This is a genomic window from Halorientalis sp. (assembly GCF_028275115.1).
GTDB lineage: Archaea > Halobacteriota > Halobacteria > Halobacteriales > Haloarculaceae > Halorientalis.
The window spans coordinates 1-15,734 of the sequence record NZ_JAQCNH010000092.1 but is presented as its reverse complement, the minus strand read 5'-3'; the positions used below and the strand labels follow the sequence as shown (position 1 = coordinate 15,734).

Annotated in this window: 13 protein-coding genes and 2 pseudogenes; 8 read left to right on the top strand and 7 right to left on the bottom strand. The window is 64.9% G+C overall.

The genetic code is table 11. The annotated features are described in order from the left end of the window. Positions 1-31 precede the first annotated feature (31 nt). Positions 32-1,450 (bottom strand): DUF7282 domain-containing protein, encoded by a 1,419-nt coding sequence (locus tag Q0964_RS12365; RefSeq protein ID WP_299267961.1) that lies wholly within the window; start codon positions 1,448-1,450, stop codon positions 32-34. 163 nt (positions 1,451-1,613) lie between these two features. Here Q0964_RS12365 and Q0964_RS12360 point away from each other — a divergent pair, with 163 nt between their 5' ends. The 3 genes from Q0964_RS12360 to Q0964_RS12350 are packed head-to-tail and all read left to right on the top strand — an operon-like array spanning position 1,614 to position 2,960. After that, a complete protein-coding gene (locus tag Q0964_RS12360; RefSeq protein WP_299267959.1) occupies positions 1,614-1,904 on the top strand; it encodes a hypothetical protein in 291 nt (96 codons plus the stop codon). Between the two features lie 14 nt (positions 1,905-1,918). Further along, on the top strand, positions 1,919-2,320 hold the full coding sequence (locus Q0964_RS12355) for a PH domain-containing protein (RefSeq protein ID WP_299267956.1): 402 nt from the start codon (positions 1,919-1,921) through the stop codon (positions 2,318-2,320). After that, positions 2,304-2,960 (top strand): PH domain-containing protein, encoded by a 657-nt coding sequence (locus Q0964_RS12350; RefSeq protein WP_299267953.1) that lies wholly within the window; start codon positions 2,304-2,306, stop codon positions 2,958-2,960. Before Q0964_RS12355 ends, Q0964_RS12350 begins: the two co-directional genes overlap by 17 nt. On the opposite strand, the gene Q0964_RS12345 is transcribed toward Q0964_RS12350, so the two are convergent. After that, on the bottom strand, positions 2,957-3,436 hold the full coding sequence (locus tag Q0964_RS12345; protein ID WP_299267950.1) for a deoxyuridine 5'-triphosphate nucleotidohydrolase: 480 nt from the start codon (positions 3,434-3,436) through the stop codon (positions 2,957-2,959). The genes Q0964_RS12350 and Q0964_RS12345 overlap by 4 nt on opposite strands. Before the next feature lie 200 nt (positions 3,437-3,636). Between Q0964_RS12345 and Q0964_RS12340 the strand changes: the two genes are divergently transcribed. After that, on the top strand, positions 3,637-5,610 hold the full coding sequence (locus tag Q0964_RS12340) for an aconitate hydratase (RefSeq protein ID WP_299267948.1): 1,974 nt from the start codon (positions 3,637-3,639) through the stop codon (positions 5,608-5,610). Positions 5,611-5,848: 238 nt separating this feature from the next. Next, positions 5,849-7,831: an AMP-dependent synthetase/ligase gene (locus Q0964_RS12335; protein WP_299267947.1), complete on the top strand. Its 1,983-nt coding sequence runs from the start codon at positions 5,849-5,851 to the stop codon at positions 7,829-7,831. Positions 7,832-7,841: 10 nt separating this feature from the next. Here the strand turns inward: Q0964_RS12335 and Q0964_RS12330 are convergent, their stop codons facing one another. Further along, positions 7,842-8,510: a DUF47 family protein gene (locus Q0964_RS12330; protein ID WP_299267945.1), complete on the bottom strand. Its 669-nt coding sequence runs from the start codon at positions 8,508-8,510 to the stop codon at positions 7,842-7,844. A 111-nt stretch (positions 8,511-8,621) separates the two neighbouring features. Beyond that, entirely contained in the window at positions 8,622-9,776 is a 1,155-nt protein-coding gene (locus tag Q0964_RS12325) for a thiolase family protein (RefSeq protein ID WP_299267943.1), read from the bottom strand. A 248-nt stretch (positions 9,777-10,024) separates the two neighbouring features. Here Q0964_RS12325 and Q0964_RS12320 point away from each other — a divergent pair, with 248 nt between their 5' ends. The 3 genes from Q0964_RS12320 to Q0964_RS12310 all read left to right on the top strand — a co-directional run bounded on the left by Q0964_RS12320 (position 10,025) and on the right by Q0964_RS12310 (position 12,908). Then, the gene (locus Q0964_RS12320) at positions 10,025-11,392 is read left to right on the top strand and encodes an ATP-binding protein (RefSeq protein WP_299267941.1); all 1,368 of its coding nucleotides are present in this window, start codon (positions 10,025-10,027) and stop codon (positions 11,390-11,392) included. A 438-nt stretch (positions 11,393-11,830) separates the two neighbouring features. After that, the gene (locus Q0964_RS12315; RefSeq protein ID WP_299267939.1) at positions 11,831-12,655 is read left to right on the top strand and encodes an MBL fold metallo-hydrolase; all 825 of its coding nucleotides are present in this window, start codon (positions 11,831-11,833) and stop codon (positions 12,653-12,655) included. Positions 12,656-12,704: 49 nt separating this feature from the next. Then, a complete protein-coding gene (locus Q0964_RS12310) occupies positions 12,705-12,908 on the top strand; it encodes a hypothetical protein (protein ID WP_299267938.1) in 204 nt (67 codons plus the stop codon). On the opposite strand, the gene Q0964_RS12305 is transcribed toward Q0964_RS12310, so the two are convergent. The 3 genes and pseudogenes from Q0964_RS12305 to Q0964_RS12295 form a co-directional block, all read right to left on the bottom strand. Continuing rightward, on the bottom strand, positions 12,901-13,869 hold the full coding sequence (locus Q0964_RS12305) for a DUF5787 family protein (RefSeq protein ID WP_299267937.1): 969 nt from the start codon (positions 13,867-13,869) through the stop codon (positions 12,901-12,903). The two genes, Q0964_RS12310 and Q0964_RS12305, sit on opposite strands and share 8 nt — an antisense overlap. Positions 13,870-13,918: 49 nt before the next feature. Then, positions 13,919-14,455: pseudogene (locus Q0964_RS12300) on the bottom strand (HAD family hydrolase); the annotation flags it as partial. 14 nt (positions 14,456-14,469) lie between these two features. Then, positions 14,470-15,733 (bottom strand): annotated as a pseudogene (locus tag Q0964_RS12295) (RNA-guided endonuclease InsQ/TnpB family protein). Position 15,734: the final 1 nt, after the last annotated feature.

Genomic DNA, 15,734 nt, shown 5'->3' with positions numbered 1-15,734 from the left:
CGAGTCGCGCCCGCGTGTTCGCACACGCGGATTAGTCGCACCGAGCGGCCCCGGCGAGGACGAGGACGAGCACCACGAGCGCGATGACGGGTCCGAACCCGTCACCGCTGGCGTCGGTGAGCCGATCTCCCGACTGCGGCCGCGCCTCGACGGTGTCCGGTGATATCGGGGCAGTCGTCGGCGTGTCGGTCGGCGGTACAGTGGTCGGTGGTGTGGTCGCCGGCGTGTCGGTTGGCTGTGGCGTGGCGGGTGTGGACTGGTCGAGGTCGACGACCGTCGAGACGCGCTCGCCGTCTTGACGGAAGGGCCGGTCTGGGCCACCGCGCACGAGGAAGCGGTCACCGTCGACGTCGACGTAGGCGGTCACGACCGCCGAGTCAGCCGCCGCTACCTGCCGGTACCGGACCGTCAGCGAGTCGTACTCGCCGGCCTCGACGTATCGGTTCGCAACGAGTGGCCCGTCCGCACCGTCCCTGACCACGAGGAAGCCGTCGGTGGCAAAGGAGACGTTTCGGAGTCGAAGTCGGGTCCGCGGGTCGTTCGTCCCGGCCGTCATAAACGTGGCGTTCAGTTCGGCCAGCCGCCCCCGTGTCTCGGTGATGGACTCTCCGTCGAACCTGGCCGTGACCGTGAGCGGGGTGCCCGCGTGCGCGCCTGTCAGGTTCAGCGAGAGGTTGGCGAACGACTGCTGTCTGCCGGTGACGGTCGTGGTCCGCTCGGCCGCGAAGGGACGTCCGACCCCGTCGAGCGAGACGGTGAGCGTCGTCCCGGGCGCCAGCGGGGTTTGCCCGATCAGTCGCTGGCCGGGCAACGGGTACAACACCACACCGTCGTTCGACGGCGTCGAGAAGGTGACGGCCGCGGGAAAGAAACCCACCGGCGACGCCGCGGCGGCGCCGTCGTGGGTGAACGCAACTTCGAACACCCTGACGGGCACGACGGCCGTGCCGCCGTCCTCGTCTGGGCGGCCGTTGCCGTTCGTGTCGTCCGTCGCGCGCAACTGGCCGGTGTCGTAGATCAGATCGAACGTGTTCTGACCGGCGCGACGGACGACGAGTTGCTCGGCCCGCAGGTCGGCGGTTCGCGGCGGGTCGTCGCCCGACGTAATCTCGACACCGGTCAGGGACGCGTCGGGGCTCGACAGTAGCGCCCGGAAGCGTGCAGTCGTGGTGTTGCCGGGCTGGTCGGCCACCGTCGTCCCCAGGTCGGGACTCGACACACGCACCACGAGTGCGTCCGAGAGTGCCACTCGCTGTCGTCGTGTGAGTACGTCAGTGGCCGTCCCGTCCCGGAGGGCTTCGAGCGTGTCGCCCGGCGCGACGAACGTCGTCAAATTGGCGCCGTCAGTCTGTGCCGCGTCGGCAGTCGGTGACGCGTTCACAACGCCCGTGCCCGCGATGAGCGCGAGCAGCGTTAGCACCGTCGCCACCGCCGTCCGACGTCGGGACATCTACCACGCCCGTTCCACGAGCGGACATATCAGCCTGATGGACGGGTGGAGGGCCGTGACGCGAGACCAGCGGTACAGCCTCGCCGCTCTGCGGTCGAGCAGTCCGCCGGCGATGGACGCGTCGACAGCACCGATTATGTAGGGCCACGAACAATCGGCGCGTATGACGACCGAACCGCCCGAGTCCTCCGACGCCACGGCGAGCGAGTTCGACTGGCTCACCCTCGACGACGGCGAACAGAGACAGTGGTCCGGTAACCCTCACGTCTACAGTATCGTCCCCGCGCTGATCGTCGGACTCCCGCTGGCGCTCTTGCTGATCGGGATTCCCATCGTCGTCGGCGCGTACCGAATCGTGTATGAGAACTGTTCGGCGCTGTATCCCCTCCCTGCTCGCACCCCCCGTTCGTCGGCGCTCGCTGAGGAAGGGGGCTTAGCGCCTCAATTCAGCTAAACCGCGAGAACACGGTGTATCTGCTGACGAACGAGGCGCTCTACCGGAAAAGCGGCATCCTGTCGCGGGACGTCCAGAAAATCGAGTTCGAGAAGGTCCAGAACATCTCCTACTCGCAGGGGGCGCTGGGGAACTACTTCGGCTACGGCACCGTCGACATCTCCACGGCCGGTGGGACCGGCGTCGAGATGACGTTCCGTGCCGTCCCGAGTCCGAAGTCGGTCCAGCGGCGCATCGACGAACAGAGCCGGCGGTCCCGGGGCAAACGCGGCGAGGACGGACCGACGAGTCGCGGCCCCGACGAGGTGCTGGACGAGATCCTCACCGAGTTGCGTGCGATCCGCACCGCCGTCGAGGCCGACAGCAACGACAGTACACCGAGCGACCCGGAGGGCCGAGATGACCGACGGAACTGACGGCGGGACCGGCGCGAACGGTCCCCCGCCGGCGTGGCTCCCGCTGGCGAGTGACGAGACCGTCCAGTGGCGGGGCAGTCCGCGTATCCAGACGGTCATTCGGTCCCTCGTCGTCGGTCTGGCGTTCGTCCTCGTCGGACTGGGCGCTCTGTGGTACGCCGCGACCCAGGTGGGAAGCGTCGTGCTGGTAGCGCTGAGCGTGCTGGCCGTCCTGACCGGTGTCGTGATGCCGATCTGGACGCTCATCCGTGTCAGACACACCGAGTACGTCGTGACCGACAGCCACCTCTACCGAAAGAACGGAGTTCTCGGGCAGCGGGTCACGACTGTCGGGCACGAGACGGTCCAGAACGTCGCCTACGCGCGGGGAATCACCGGGACCCTGTTCGACTACGGGACAGTGGCCTTCGACACGGCGGGTGGGTCGGGGACCGAACTGGCGTTCAGCAACGTCGACGACCCGAGTGTCGTCCAGCAGTTGGTCGAGAGCCAGCGCACTCGATACGGCGGCGGGGACGAGTTCGGTGGTGTGACCGAGACCGGTGGCGACGGAGCGCGCCCCGGCACGGCCGAGCAGTGGGCGGCCGTCCGCGAGGAAGTTGTCGCGCTCCGTCGAGCGGTCGAGCGCCGGCGCTCTTAGAGATTCTCGCGCTGGTAGGAGCCATCGTAGATTCCCTCGTGGTCTGCGGCCGCGAGCGTCAGCTGTGCGATACGGGCACCTGTCTGGAGTTCGATCTCGTGGTGAACCTCCAGCAGGCCCTCGCCGCGGCCCTCGTAGCCGGCGTCCCAGACCGCCGTGTCGAGCATACAGGAGTTGCGAAGCAGTGAGGACCGGGGGTAGAGGAAGCCGACGTGTTCCTCCGGAATCCGGATACGCTCGGCGTACCGGACGATGTACCCGCCCGGTTCGAGACGGTAGACGCCGTTGCCGTCGTCGCCGTCGGGGTTTGGGTCGAGTTCCCGGCGGTCCCCGACGGTCTTGTCACCCCGCTCGATCCGTCCCGGACGCTCCTGCTCGAAGACGGTCCCGAGTGTGAGGTCGACGCCGTTTGGCTGGACCTGTGACTCGCGCAGGTCGTCGAGGTGGTCGGCAAGGAACGCGCCGCTTCTGAACATGCGGGAGTGGCCGGCGAGCGCGTGCAAAACGCTGGCGGTTTAGACGCGGGTCCCCGGCGGTCGTCGGGGGTCGGCCGCGACGGTGCCATCTGCGGTTCCGCACGACAACGGGTGACATCAAAGGGGTACTAGGGATACAGAGGACCTGATATCGGAGACTCGCATGATTTATGTCCGCGGACAATCGACCAACAGACGTTATGGGACAGACGCTTACTGAAAAAATTCTCGACGATCACCTCGTCGAAGGCGAATTGGAGACCGGCGAGGAGATCGGTATCGAGATCGATCAGGTCCTGACACAGGACACGACTGGCACGCTGGTGTGGCTGCAGTTCGAGGCGCTGGGCCTCGACGAGGTTCAGACGGAACTGGCCGCGCAGTACTGCGACCACCAGACCTACCAGTTCGACTTCAAGAACACCGACGACCACCGTTTCCTGCGTTCGGCAGCTGGCACGTTCGGCGCGTACTTCTCGCGTCCGGGCAACGGTATCTGTCACAACGTCCACAAGGAGAACTTCGCCGCACCCGGCAAGACGCTCTTGGGCAGTGACTCTCACACGCCGACCCCCGGCGGTCTCGGTCAGCTGGCCATCGGCTCGGGTGGACTCGACGTGGCCGTCGCGATGGGCGGCGGTGCCTACTACATCGAGATGCCCGAAGTCGTCGAGGTCCGTCTGGAAGGCGAACTGCCCGAGTGGGCCACCGCTAAGGACGTCATCCTCGAGATGCTGCGCCGCCTCAGCGTGAAGGGCGGAGTCAGCAAGATCTTCGAGTACACCGGGCCCGGTGTCGAGAGTCTCAGCGTCCCCGAGCGGACGACCATCACCAACATGGGGACGGAACTGGGCGCGACCTCCTCGATTTTCCCGACCGACGAGAAGACCGAGGACTACCTCGCGCGACAGGGCCGCGAGGACAAGCACGTCGAGCTCCAGCCCGACGAGGATGCCGAGTACGACGACCAGCTCACCATCGACCTCTCGGACCTGGAACCGCTGATCGCCGAGCCGTCGATGCCCGACAACGTCGTCCCCGTCAGCGAAGTCGAGGGCGTCGAGGTCAACCAGGTCATCATCGGCTCCTGTACGAACGGTGGGTACGAGGACATCCTCCCCGCCGCAAAGATGCTGGAGGGCCGGACGATCGACCGTGCGAGCGAGATGATCGTCGCGCCCGGTTCGAAGAAGGCGAGCGAGATGCTCGCCCGTGAGGGCTGGACCGCCGAGATGATGGCGGCCGGCGTCAACTACTCCGAGGCGACGTGTGGTGCCTGTATCGGCATCGGCCACGTTCCCGGGTCCGACTCGGTCTCGCTGCGGACGTTCAACCGCAACTTCGAGGGCCGCTCGGGCATCGAGGACGACAACGTCTACCTCTGTTCGCCGGAGGTCGCCACCGCGGCGGCGATCAAGGGCGAAATCGTCGACCCGCGCGACCTCGCCGACGAGCTCGACGACATGGAAGCGCCGGGCCTCGAACTCCCCGACCAGTACGAGGGTGCAGAGAACGACATCATCACGCCCGACGACCCCGTCGACGACGACCTCGTCAAGGGGCCGAACATCGGCGACGTCCCGCTGAAGGACGAACTCGACGCCGAACTCGAAGGGCCGGCTCTCCTGAAGATGGAGGATAACATCACGACCGACCACATCATCCCTGCGACCCAGGACATCCTGATGTACCGGTCGAACATTCCCAAACTGAGCGAGTTTACTCTAAGCCGTGTCGACGACGAGTTCGCCCAGCGCGCACTCGGCAGCGACGGCGGCTTCCTCGTCGCCGGCGAGAACTACGGTCAGGGCTCCTCGCGCGAACACGCGGCGCTCTGTCCGATGTACCTCGGCGTCGAGGGCGTTCTCGCACAGAGTTTCGCCCGCATCCACAAGGCGAACCTGTTCAACTTCGGCCTCCTACCCCTGGAGATCGACGCCGAAGACTACGAGCAGATCGAGCAGGGCGACGACATCGAGGTCGTCGACGACGTCGCCGAGGCCGTCCGGACGGGCCAGGAAGAGTTCACCGTCCGCGTCAACGACGACTGGGAACTCACCGCCACGCTGGACGCCTCCGAGCGCGAGCGCGAAATCCTCGCCGACGGTGGGAAGCTCTCCCACACCAAAAAGAAGGCCGACAGCGGGAGCGGTGCGACGCCCGCCGACGACTGAAGCGACACCAACCGACTTGTTTTTTGCCGGTGGCAGTACGGGTAGTCGCTGTTCTGTCGGCCGGGGCAGAGAGCCGAAACGGGCCGGAATCGGCAGTCCGGCACGGGGCGGCCATTCGGTGGTCGGTTCGCGTGGCTTCGGCGGTCGAATCGCCCACGCCGTCCCCAACGCGCCTGGGCCGCCACCGTCGCGAGTCGCAACTGAAGATTTATATTTCTTCCAGTTGAGAGTTGATGTTATGATTAAATCCGGGGAACAGGGGTGGCTCGATTCGGAACGGGAGTACACAGACGAGGTGACCGGAGACGGTACCGTTCCCGAGATGTTCGCGGAGAGCGTCGAACGCAACGCCGACGGCGAGGCACAGATGTACAAGGGCGGGATCTATCCGCGTTCACTGACGCCCGAGGTCGTCGACGAACCCGAGGCTGGGACGTACACGTCGATTACATACGAGAAGATGGGTGAGATCGTTCGGTATCTGGCTGCAGGGTTCCGTGAATTGGGCGTTACGTCGGGAGACCGCGTCGGGATCATGTCCGACTCCCGCATGGAGTGGGCGCTGTCCGACTTCGCCACCATGTCGGCCGGCGGTGTGGTCACGACGATATACACGGAGTCGTCGCCAAAACAGATCAAGTACCTGCTCAACAACCCCGACGCGGCCGGTGTAATCGTCGAAAACGAGTATCTGCTCGACCGCCTCGTCAGAGTGCAGGACGACCTCACTCTCGACTTCGTGGTCGTCATCGACGAACTCGACAGGTACGACCACGTCGACCAGATCCGCACGCTCAGGGAGGTCTACGATACAGGCGTAGACCACTACGACGACGGTGCGTTCCGCGAATGGCTGGACGAACGGGGGAGTCACGATCTGGCGAGTCTCGTCTACACCTCCGGGACGACGGGCAGGCCGAAGGGGGTGAAGCTGAGCCACCACAACGTCCGGTCGAACGTCAATCAGATCTGGAGGCGCGTCGGTCCGAGACCGGACAAGGACGACGACATGCCGGTGCTCGATTCGGACAAGCGGGCCATCTCGATCCTCCCGCTGGCGCACGTCTTCGAGCGGACGGTCGGTCACTTCCTGATGTTCGCCGCCGGCGCGACCGTGGGGTACGCACAGAGTACCGACACGGTCGACGAGGACCTCAAGAAGATCCAGCCACACGGCGGTGCGAGCGTGCCGCGAGTGTACGAGCGCATCTTCGCACAGGCTCGCGAGCAGGCCAGCGGTTCGGACGTGAAAAAGCGGGTCTTCGAGTGGGCCGTCGACGTGGCCCGCCAGTACAGCCGCGCCGACGACCCCGGGTTCGGCCTCAGACTCAAACGCGGAATCTCCGAGCGGTTGGTCTACGACAAAATCAAGGAGGAACTCGGCGGAAATATCATCCTGATGGTCAGCGGCGGCGGCAGCCTGAGTGACCGTCTCGCGGAGCTGTTCGACGGTATGGGAATCCCCATCTTCGAGGGGTACGGGCTGACCGAAGCGGCGCCGGTGGTGACGGCGAATCCGCCGGAAGACCACCGAACCGGAACGCTCGGCCCGCCGCTCCCCGACATCGATATTCGGGTCGACCCGTCGAAGGTGTCCGACGAGCAGTTTGCGGACGCCGAGGGGTACGTCGGGGAGTTACTGGTCAAGGGGCCGAACGTCACGGACGGCTACTGGGAGATGCCCGAGAAGACCGAGGAGGCGTTCACTGCCGACGGCTGGTTCCAGACCGGCGACATCGTGGAGCGTATCGACGACGACTACCTCATCTACCACGACCGGCTGAAGAACCTGATCGTGCTCGACACGGGGAAAAACGTCGCCCCGGAGCCCATCGAAGGCGAGTTCTCGACCTCGTCACGGGTCGCACAGGTCATGGTCATGGGCGACGATAGAAAGTTCGTCAGCGCCCTGGTCGTGCCGAACTTCGACGGCATCAGGCGGTGGGCCGACAACCGGAATCTCGACCTCCCGACGGGCCGAAACGCCATCTGTGAGGACGACCGCGTCAGGGAGTGGGTCGCCCAGGACGTGAACCTCGTCAACCGGACCCTCGAGAAACACGAGAGAATCAAAGAGGTCGAGCTCGTCCCCGAGGAGTGGACGCCGGAGAACGACCTGCTCACCCCCTCGTTAAAAAAGAAACGCCGGAACATCCTGGCCGAGCACGCGAGGAAAGTCGACCGAATCTACGGGGACAGCAAAGCACGGCTCGCGGACTGAGTCGCGACGGCTAGTTCGGCCCGTTGCGGTCGGTCGTCGAGACGGCCGTGCTGTCGAGGGAGACCGCCTGCTCGACGGCGTCCATCGCCCGGTCGAGCCACAACGCGAGTTCCCGGATCATCAGTGCGGCAGCGGTGTCGTCGGTCGCGAACACCTCCGAGACCAGTTTTTGTCTGACCGCGTCACACCGGGACTCCAGATCCGTGATCGCTGCCCTGGCGTCGTGGACGGCGTCGACTTTCCGGTGAGCGGGGGCGGAAAACAGGTCACTGACGGCCGCGGACAGCACGCCAACCGCCTCAACGACGATATCACCCATTCTGGCGAAATCCGCAGTGGCGGCCGCCGAGAGCGTCGACTCCATCGCAGCCAGTTCGCCGAGGAACGTCTCGACGTGGTTGGCGGTCTCGTCTGTGCGAGCGAACAGTTCGAGAACGCCGCCGGGCTGGAAGTAGACGCGGGTGAAGTTGGGACTCATCGACTGCCCGACCGTCCGCCGCACTGTCGCGAGGAGGTCGTCACAGTCCGATTCAACTCGTCTGGCGCGTTCGAGTTCACCACAGAACGCTCTCTCGTCGTGTTCGTAATACTCGACGCAGTCGGCGAGTGCGTCGGAGTAGCGGTCGGAGACATCGGTGAACTCGGTCCGGAACGCAGTGGTCGGTGTCTCGCTCGTCACCGCCGACCTTCTGATTCGGCATGTAAGCGGTTGCTACGAGCCGTCTACAGTGTGGGGGACCGCTATTGTGCGACTGCAGTTGCAAAAAGGGTCGGCGTAATTAAATCAAGCTCAGGACAGCTCGAACTCGATGGCTGCGCCCTGTCCGAAGCCGACACACTCGGTCGCGAGGCCGAGTTCGGCGTCGCGCTTGTTCATCTCGTGGATGAGCGTCACGGGCAGGCGGGCACCGGAGGCACCGAGCGGGTGGCCGATGGCGATGGCACCGCCGTTGACGTTGTAGCTGTCGTCGTCGAAGCCCAGTTCCTGCTGGCAGTAGTAACACTGGGAGGCAAAGGCCTCGTTGAGTTCGACCAGGTCGTAGTCCTCGGGGTCGCGACCGGTGCGCTCACACAGGCCCTCGACCGCGGGGATTGGGCCGATGCCCATCACGGTGGGGTCGACACCGGCGACGTTGTTGCCGCCGACCTCGGCGAGGATTTCCAGACCCTGGTCCTCGGCGAGCGTTTTGCTCGTGAGCATGGTGGCGGCCGCGCCGTCGGAAATCTGGCTGGAGTTCCCGGGCGTGACGCTCCCGTCGGCCTTGAATACGGTCGGGAGGCCTTCGAGCTTCTCGGCGGTGGTCCCCGGGCGCAGTCCCTCGTCTTTCTCGACGGTGACGTCGTTGCCGTCGTCGTCCGTTCCTTCGATCGGAACGAGTTCGTCGTCGAAGCGACCCTCTTCGGTGGCCTCGACGGCGCGTTGCTGGGAGCGAGCGGCGTACTCGTCCTGGGTGTTCCGGGAGATGCCGTGCTCGTCGGCGACCTTCTCCGCGGTCATCCCCATCTGCAGGTTCATCACGTTGTAGTGGTCGTTCAGACGCGGGTGGACGTTGGCGGTGTTTTCGCCCATCTCGACGCGGGACATGCTCTCGACACCACCGGCGATGAGCACGTCACGCTGGCCGGCGCGGATGGCGTCGGCCGCGGAGATAATCGCCTGTGCCGAGGAGGCACACCAGCGGTTGACCGTCGTCGCGGGCACGCTCTCGCCGAGGTCGGAGAGCAACGAGATGACGCGGGCCATGTTGTTTCCCTGTTCGCCGCGCTGTTGTGCACAGCCCCAAATCAGGTCGTCGACGTCCGCGCCCGAGAGGCCGGTCTCCTCAAGCATCTGGTTGATCAGCGGAATCGAGAGGTCCTCGCTTCGGACATCCGAGTAGACGCCGTCTTCTTTCCCCTGCGGTGTCCGGTACGCTTTGACGACAACTGGCGTGTTATCTGCCATGTGTAACTCATCAGGGTCGTTGGTGTTAAATCCCGTCGAACTGCCAGCGCCGGCACTACCAGTTGTCGCCGGTGGCACGGCCTCATGTTCCGATGTTAACTGCCTCGTATAGAGGGCTTACAGTTGAAATGTTGTTCGATTTGTTGTGAACAGTTCACATAGCGGTGGGGGAGGTCCGGCGGGGGGAAACGGCGGTCGCGAGCGGAGTCCGGGGGGCTTATATTAGTCGCGGTCGAATCACAGTGGGAATGAGTGACCCGGAGCTGGATGTCGTCGAGTTCCTGCTGACAGCGACAGCGTACAACGACGACCGCGAGTTAGAGCCGGACGACCTTCCGCCGGCATACAGGGGTGTGTTCTGGAGCGAGGGCCGTATCGAGCGACCGCTCTCGGTGACCGCGACGACGGCCGCGGATGCGACCGACGTCGAGCGGGCCTGGGACGCCGTCTCCGGTCTGATGTTCACAGATCGCGACGACTTTTCGGGGGATATCGAGTTCACCGACCGTGGGATGGCCGAGGAGTGGTTTCTCGACCGCGTGGACGACAGCCGGATCCGCGCGAACCCGACGCTGGCCGCCACTTACGGCGACGAGTTCGACGTGGACTACGAGCAGGCTCACGAACTGAACCGGCCGGCCCGGGCCGACCGGGCCTGGATCGACAGCCTGCTCGACGAGTACTTCGACGACGAGGAGGAGGAGGAGATGCTGGACCTCGTGGATATCCGCGCCCCGGAGGAAGTCGAGATAAGCATGAACGATCTGGTTCTCACCGAAAATCAGGAGGGTGAAATCCACAAGATCGTCAAGGCGATCGAACACCGCGATTACCTCGCGGATATCGGCCTGCGGGAGATCGGCAAGTTGCTGTTCGTCGGCCCGCCAGGCACCGGCAAGACGTCGGTCGCCCGGGCGCTGGCCCGCGAACTCGACCTGCCGTTCGTCGAGGTGAAGCTCTCGATGATCACCAGCCAGTACCTCGGCGAGACGGCCAAGAACGTCGAGAAGTCCTTCGAAGTCGCGCGGCGACTCTCGCCGTGTATCTTCTTCATGGACGAGTTCGACTTCGTGGCCAAGACCCGTTCGTCGGACGAACACGCCGCGATCAAACGCGCCGTCAACACCCTCCTCAAGAGCATCGACGACATCAGCCTCATCGACGACGACGTGTTGCTGATCGGGGCGACCAACCACCCCGACCAACTCGACGCCGCGGCCTGGCGACGCTTCGACGAGATCGTCAACTTCCCCAAGCCCGACCGGACCATGCGCTCGGACATCCTGCAGATCGTCACGCGAGAGATGGACGTCGACGACTTCGACCCCGTGACGCTCGCGGAGATGACCGAGGGCCTCACGGGGAGTGATCTTCGACTGGTCCTCCGAGAGGCCGTGCTGGACGCCCTGACCGAGGAACGGACCACCCTCACACAGCAGGACCTCGAAGACGCCGTCGCCGACTTCGAGGAGCGAGACAACCTCAAGAACCTCGACATGATCGACGGCGACGCCGACGCGCTGGTCGCCGGGGGCGACATCTCGGGCACCGACGAGGAAGAGACCGCCGCCGACGGGCACGGCCACGATCACGACCACGATCACGCGGACGACTGAACGGCAGGGTCGGTCACCGGTAGTTCTGCGACCGGGCATTCGCCGTGTGACTCGGGCGCGACTGACCACCGCCTATCCCAGATAGAAGTCCAGACCGTCGTCGGCTCGAAGGACGGTTTTAGCGGCACAATGCCGTCGGGGCCAGAGGCGGCGTCGGCACGAGGGCCCTCGACGCAGCCGGTGGGGTCCGGGCCACTACCGTCGGCCGTACCGAAGCCGTCGCCGCCCGTGCGGCCGTCCGCGTCACAAAACGGGCTGCGTCAGCGGACGCCCGAGCTGGACGCGACCACCACCAAACGGTAGGTGACCGAACGGCTGACCGAGCTGGATGTGTCGGCCCAGTAAGGCGAGACGTTCCCGCATCGGCTGGATAGTGGTGATCTCGGGCAGCCCCGAAGCCGAGGGGTTTAGGCGCTCGGGACACCTCATAAGAGACGAATGGAGGTCACGCTGCTTGGAACCGGCGACACGACCGGCACACCGACGCCCGGTTGTTCCTGTGACACCTGCGAGCGGGCGCGCGAGCGCGGCGTCGAGCGCACCCGCTACTCCGTCCACGTCCGCAACGAGCGAACCGACGAGTCGTTGCTCGTCGACGCCAGCCCGGACTTTCGCCACCAGTTCCTCGAACGCGACGTGTCCCTGCCCGACGCGGCGGTCATCAGCCACGTCCACTTCGACCACCTCGACGGACTGGGCAACGCCTACCGGCTGTTCTCGGAACTCCCCGTCTACGCCGCCAACGAGACCGACCCGAAGACCGGCGAGAGCGTCGCCGAGACGGTCCGAAACGACTACCACTACCTCGACACCATCACGGTCTCGGCCGAGACGCCGTTCGAACCGTTCGAGACCTGCGGGTTCGAGGTGACGCTCGTGCCCGTCGACCACCCGCCGCTGGTGTGTTACGGCCTCGCCGTCGAGGACACCGAGACGGGCGCGAAACTCTCGCTGTCGGGCGACACCAGCTACGGGGTTCCCGACGAGTCCCGTGCAGTGCTGGCCGACCCCGACCTGTTGCTGGCCGACGGAATCGTCCCAGCTCACCTCTGTGAACACCATCCCCTCGGCGGCAAACACGAGAACGACGACGGCGTCTTCCGGACGTTCGGGACCAAACACATGACGATGGAGGGCGCACGAGAACTCGGTGCGGAACTCGGTGCCGACCAGACACGAATCGTCCACCTCTCACACTTCATTCCGGCCGACGAAGCCTTCGGGGAGGACCTGGCCATCGACGGCGAGCGATACGACCTCTGAGCGTGAACCTGACCGGAGATTTTTGCCGCAGACGTGCCTGGAACCGGTGATGAACAACGCAGAGACGTTCGCGACGGACCACCCGCTGGCCGCGACTGCGATTATCGCTGCGGTCGGTGCAGTAGGCTACGCCGTCTCGACCGCGCTGTTCGGGCGGCCCGTCGAACCGGTGCCCGTCGTGGCGTTCGTCGTAGCCTTCACCGCGTGTTACATGGGTGCAGTCGTCGTGTCTCGACGGCTGGGTCTCACGTGAACCGGTCCAGCCCGGACTGGCGGCGCTTCCGGCCCTCGGGGTCGGGGTCCCACGGCTGGCCGTCGGCACGCTCGGCGGCCGCGTCCACCGCGGGCGCATCCGCCGGGTCGTACCCGCCACAGTCCGGGCCACACTCGCGGGCCGGGTTCACGAAACGACCTTTCCAGGCGCAGTATGGGAGACCACCGCGGTCGAACCGCTCGGCCGGTTCGACTTCGGCACAGCCGGGAAAGTCGTACGTCCGCCACCCCTTCCCGTAAGCGCGTTCGGCCACGCGGCGGCGCTGCTGTCGCTTCTCGGCGGCAGTGACCACCGCCACGTCCGTCCGGGCAGTCCGTCTGTCGAGCACGTCGATTCCGGCCTCGGCCGGCGCGAGCGGGTCGGGCGGTCGAATCACCTCACGCTCGCCGCTGTCGGGGTGGAATCGCCAGACGCCCACTTCGTCCGGAATGCGATTGAGGTGCGCGCCGGTGACGTGTGACTCGGTCGCGAGGACGACGCCGTCGAGCAGACCGAGGCTCACGTCCTTGCGGAGTTGCGTTTCGAGGTCGCCGGGCCGGCCGAGGTCGGGCTTGTTCTCGATGCCCACGAGGGAATCGTACCAGTCGTCGGGATACCGCGCAGTCTGGCGGACGTAGGTGCGGCCGTTGCGGCGTTCCCGCTCGAAGAAGCCGAGTTCGACCGCCCGCTTGACGACCGTCTCGGCGCGGTCGGGACTGATGTCGAACGCGTTTTTCCAGTAGCGGGCCTGGCCCGGCCCGGCCGCGCTCTCGATTGCGGACGCAGGAATCCGCTCGGGCGTGATGGCGGCCCGGTCGTCAAATCCAGGGCCGGGTTCGATGAGGACCGTGTCCATCACCCGGTTGCCGTGGCAGGCGGTGCCCAGCTGTCGGGCGACGACGGCCTCGCGCTCGCGCTCCACGTGGGCACACAGCGCGACCTCGAAGGCGAACTCGGACACGTTTGAACCTGTGGCGCGGCGAGCAAAAGGGCCGCGCTCGGTCGTCGGCTCAGGCGTCCAGCGCGTCCGCGAGGCCGTGGAAGTCCGCCACCGTCAGGTCGGGGTCGCCGTCGAAGGTCACCTAGGGGTCGTCCCTGCGGTCGACCCAGACGCCCTGCATACCGGCGTGGGACGCGCCCTGTACGTCGAACCAGCCCGCAGTGGCGTGGGCGATCTCCGCGATGGGTGTCCCGGTCCGGGCGGCGGCGTGACGGTGGAGCGCCGAATCGGGTTTGAACGCCTCCACTTCGTCGGCGCTGATCCTGTCTTCCAGCAGGTCGTCGACGCCGGCGTGGGCGACCATGGAATCGAGCATCTCGGGGTTCCCGTTCGAGACGATATAGAGATCGTAGCCGGCCTCTGCGAGCCGCTCCATCCCGTCGCGCACGTCGGCGAACACGTCGAGTTCGTGGTAGACGGCGAGGACGTCGTCGCGTTCCGCGGTGGTGTACTCGACGCCGAAGACGTCCAGCGCGTGGGTCAGAGCGTCCCGATTCATCTCGTAGAACGGCTGGTAGGCGTCGACGTAGTTGGCGACCATCGTGTGAACTCACCCCGGGGTCAAGCCCCGGGGCTTCCTGGTTCAATGACCCGCTTTGCACTCACTTCCTCCCGGTGAGGCGTGAGCGTAGGGAGCGCAGTCTGCACAGGCGTTGACGAATCGCGGAGCGATTCGTTCGCACACCAGAAATCTTCGATTTCTGGGGACGTTGATTCGGAGCGTCCCGCTCCTAACTGCTTCAAACCGCGATTGAGAATATTCTTCGCCGCGTTGAGGTCGCGGTCTTCCGTATGGCCGCACGCTGGACACGAATGTTCGCGTACCCATATTGGCTTGGCCGTCTCAACACTACACACAGCGCACTCTTTGGCCGTTCCTGCTGGCTCTACTTTTTCGACGTGTGTGCCGTGGAGGTCAGCCTTGTATTCCAGCAGGTCAAGAAACCGTGACCACGCGGCGTCTTGCTTTTTTCGCGCTCTGGCTGCCCTCTAACATCGGCTTCACATCCAAGTCTTCAACAGCGACAACATCGTACTCTGTGACCAGCCACGTCGTGAGTTTGTGCTGGTAGTCTCGCACCTTCCGCTTGATTGCCCGTTTTGCTTGGGCTACCTTTCGCCGTTGCTTCTCCCGGTTAGCAGACGCGTGTTCTTTCCGGTCGAGTTTCCGCTGTTCGCGTGCATATCGGTCGTACCCATCGGACAGGTCGAGTGTATCAACAGACAGATTCTCCGAAGTGTGGGTGTAGCTGGTGATACCAAGGTCAACGCCCACGCAATCCTCCGGCTCAATCTCACTAAGTGGCGGTTTCTCGGGTGTGTCTTCGACAGTGGTGACGAGTGAGACGTACCATTCACCAGTCGTCTCTTTTTTCAGGATTACCTCATCAATGTCCTCTGCTGGTGGTACGTCGCGGTCTGCACGGATGCTGAACCAGCCAATCTTTTCGAGTCGAAGTCGCACAGATCGGTCGTCGCCCGTGTTGTTATCCACGTTCCAGCGACGGGGTTGATTGTACGATACCGAGCGAAATTCACCGTTGCCTTGCCACTGCAACCGGCCAACATCGTAGCCTTCGTTTTGGCGTTCTTGCAGCGTCTCTAGGTCGCTGTGAAGCTGGCTGATAGCCTGTTGTGCGGTGTGTTGAGAGGGTTCGGCAAAGGTCGGCCACTGGCCTGTCCAGTTCTTGAGTTTGCTGTGTTGGTCGTAGTCAGATGGCTTGTCGTTGTAGTTACTGCCGTAGTAGTCACGGACAGCGTGGTTGCGAATCTGTCGGAGAATGTCGATTTGGTGCCACGCTTCGCTTGCCACGTCATCGGGCAGG

Coding starts and splice junctions, on each gene's coding strand:
- Q0964_RS12335 (WP_299267947.1), top strand. CDS start 5,849: ATGATTAAATCCGGGGAACAGGGGTGGCTCGATTCGGAACGGGAGTAC.
- Q0964_RS12320 (WP_299267941.1), top strand. CDS start 10,025: ATGAGTGACCCGGAGCTGGATGTCGTCGAGTTCCTGCTGACAGCGACA.
- Q0964_RS12360 (WP_299267959.1), top strand. CDS start 1,614: ATGACGACCGAACCGCCCGAGTCCTCCGACGCCACGGCGAGCGAGTTC.
- Q0964_RS12315 (WP_299267939.1), top strand. CDS start 11,831: ATGGAGGTCACGCTGCTTGGAACCGGCGACACGACCGGCACACCGACG.
- Q0964_RS12350 (WP_299267953.1), top strand. CDS start 2,304: ATGACCGACGGAACTGACGGCGGGACCGGCGCGAACGGTCCCCCGCCG.
- Q0964_RS12310 (WP_299267938.1), top strand. CDS start 12,705: ATGAACAACGCAGAGACGTTCGCGACGGACCACCCGCTGGCCGCGACT.
- Q0964_RS12325 (WP_299267943.1), bottom strand. CDS start 9,776: ATGGCAGATAACACGCCAGTTGTCGTCAAAGCGTACCGGACACCGCAG.
- Q0964_RS12365 (WP_299267961.1), bottom strand. CDS start 1,450: ATGTCCCGACGTCGGACGGCGGTGGCGACGGTGCTAACGCTGCTCGCG.
- Q0964_RS12340 (WP_299267948.1), top strand. CDS start 3,637: ATGGGACAGACGCTTACTGAAAAAATTCTCGACGATCACCTCGTCGAA.
- Q0964_RS12345 (WP_299267950.1), bottom strand. CDS start 3,436: ATGTTCAGAAGCGGCGCGTTCCTTGCCGACCACCTCGACGACCTGCGC.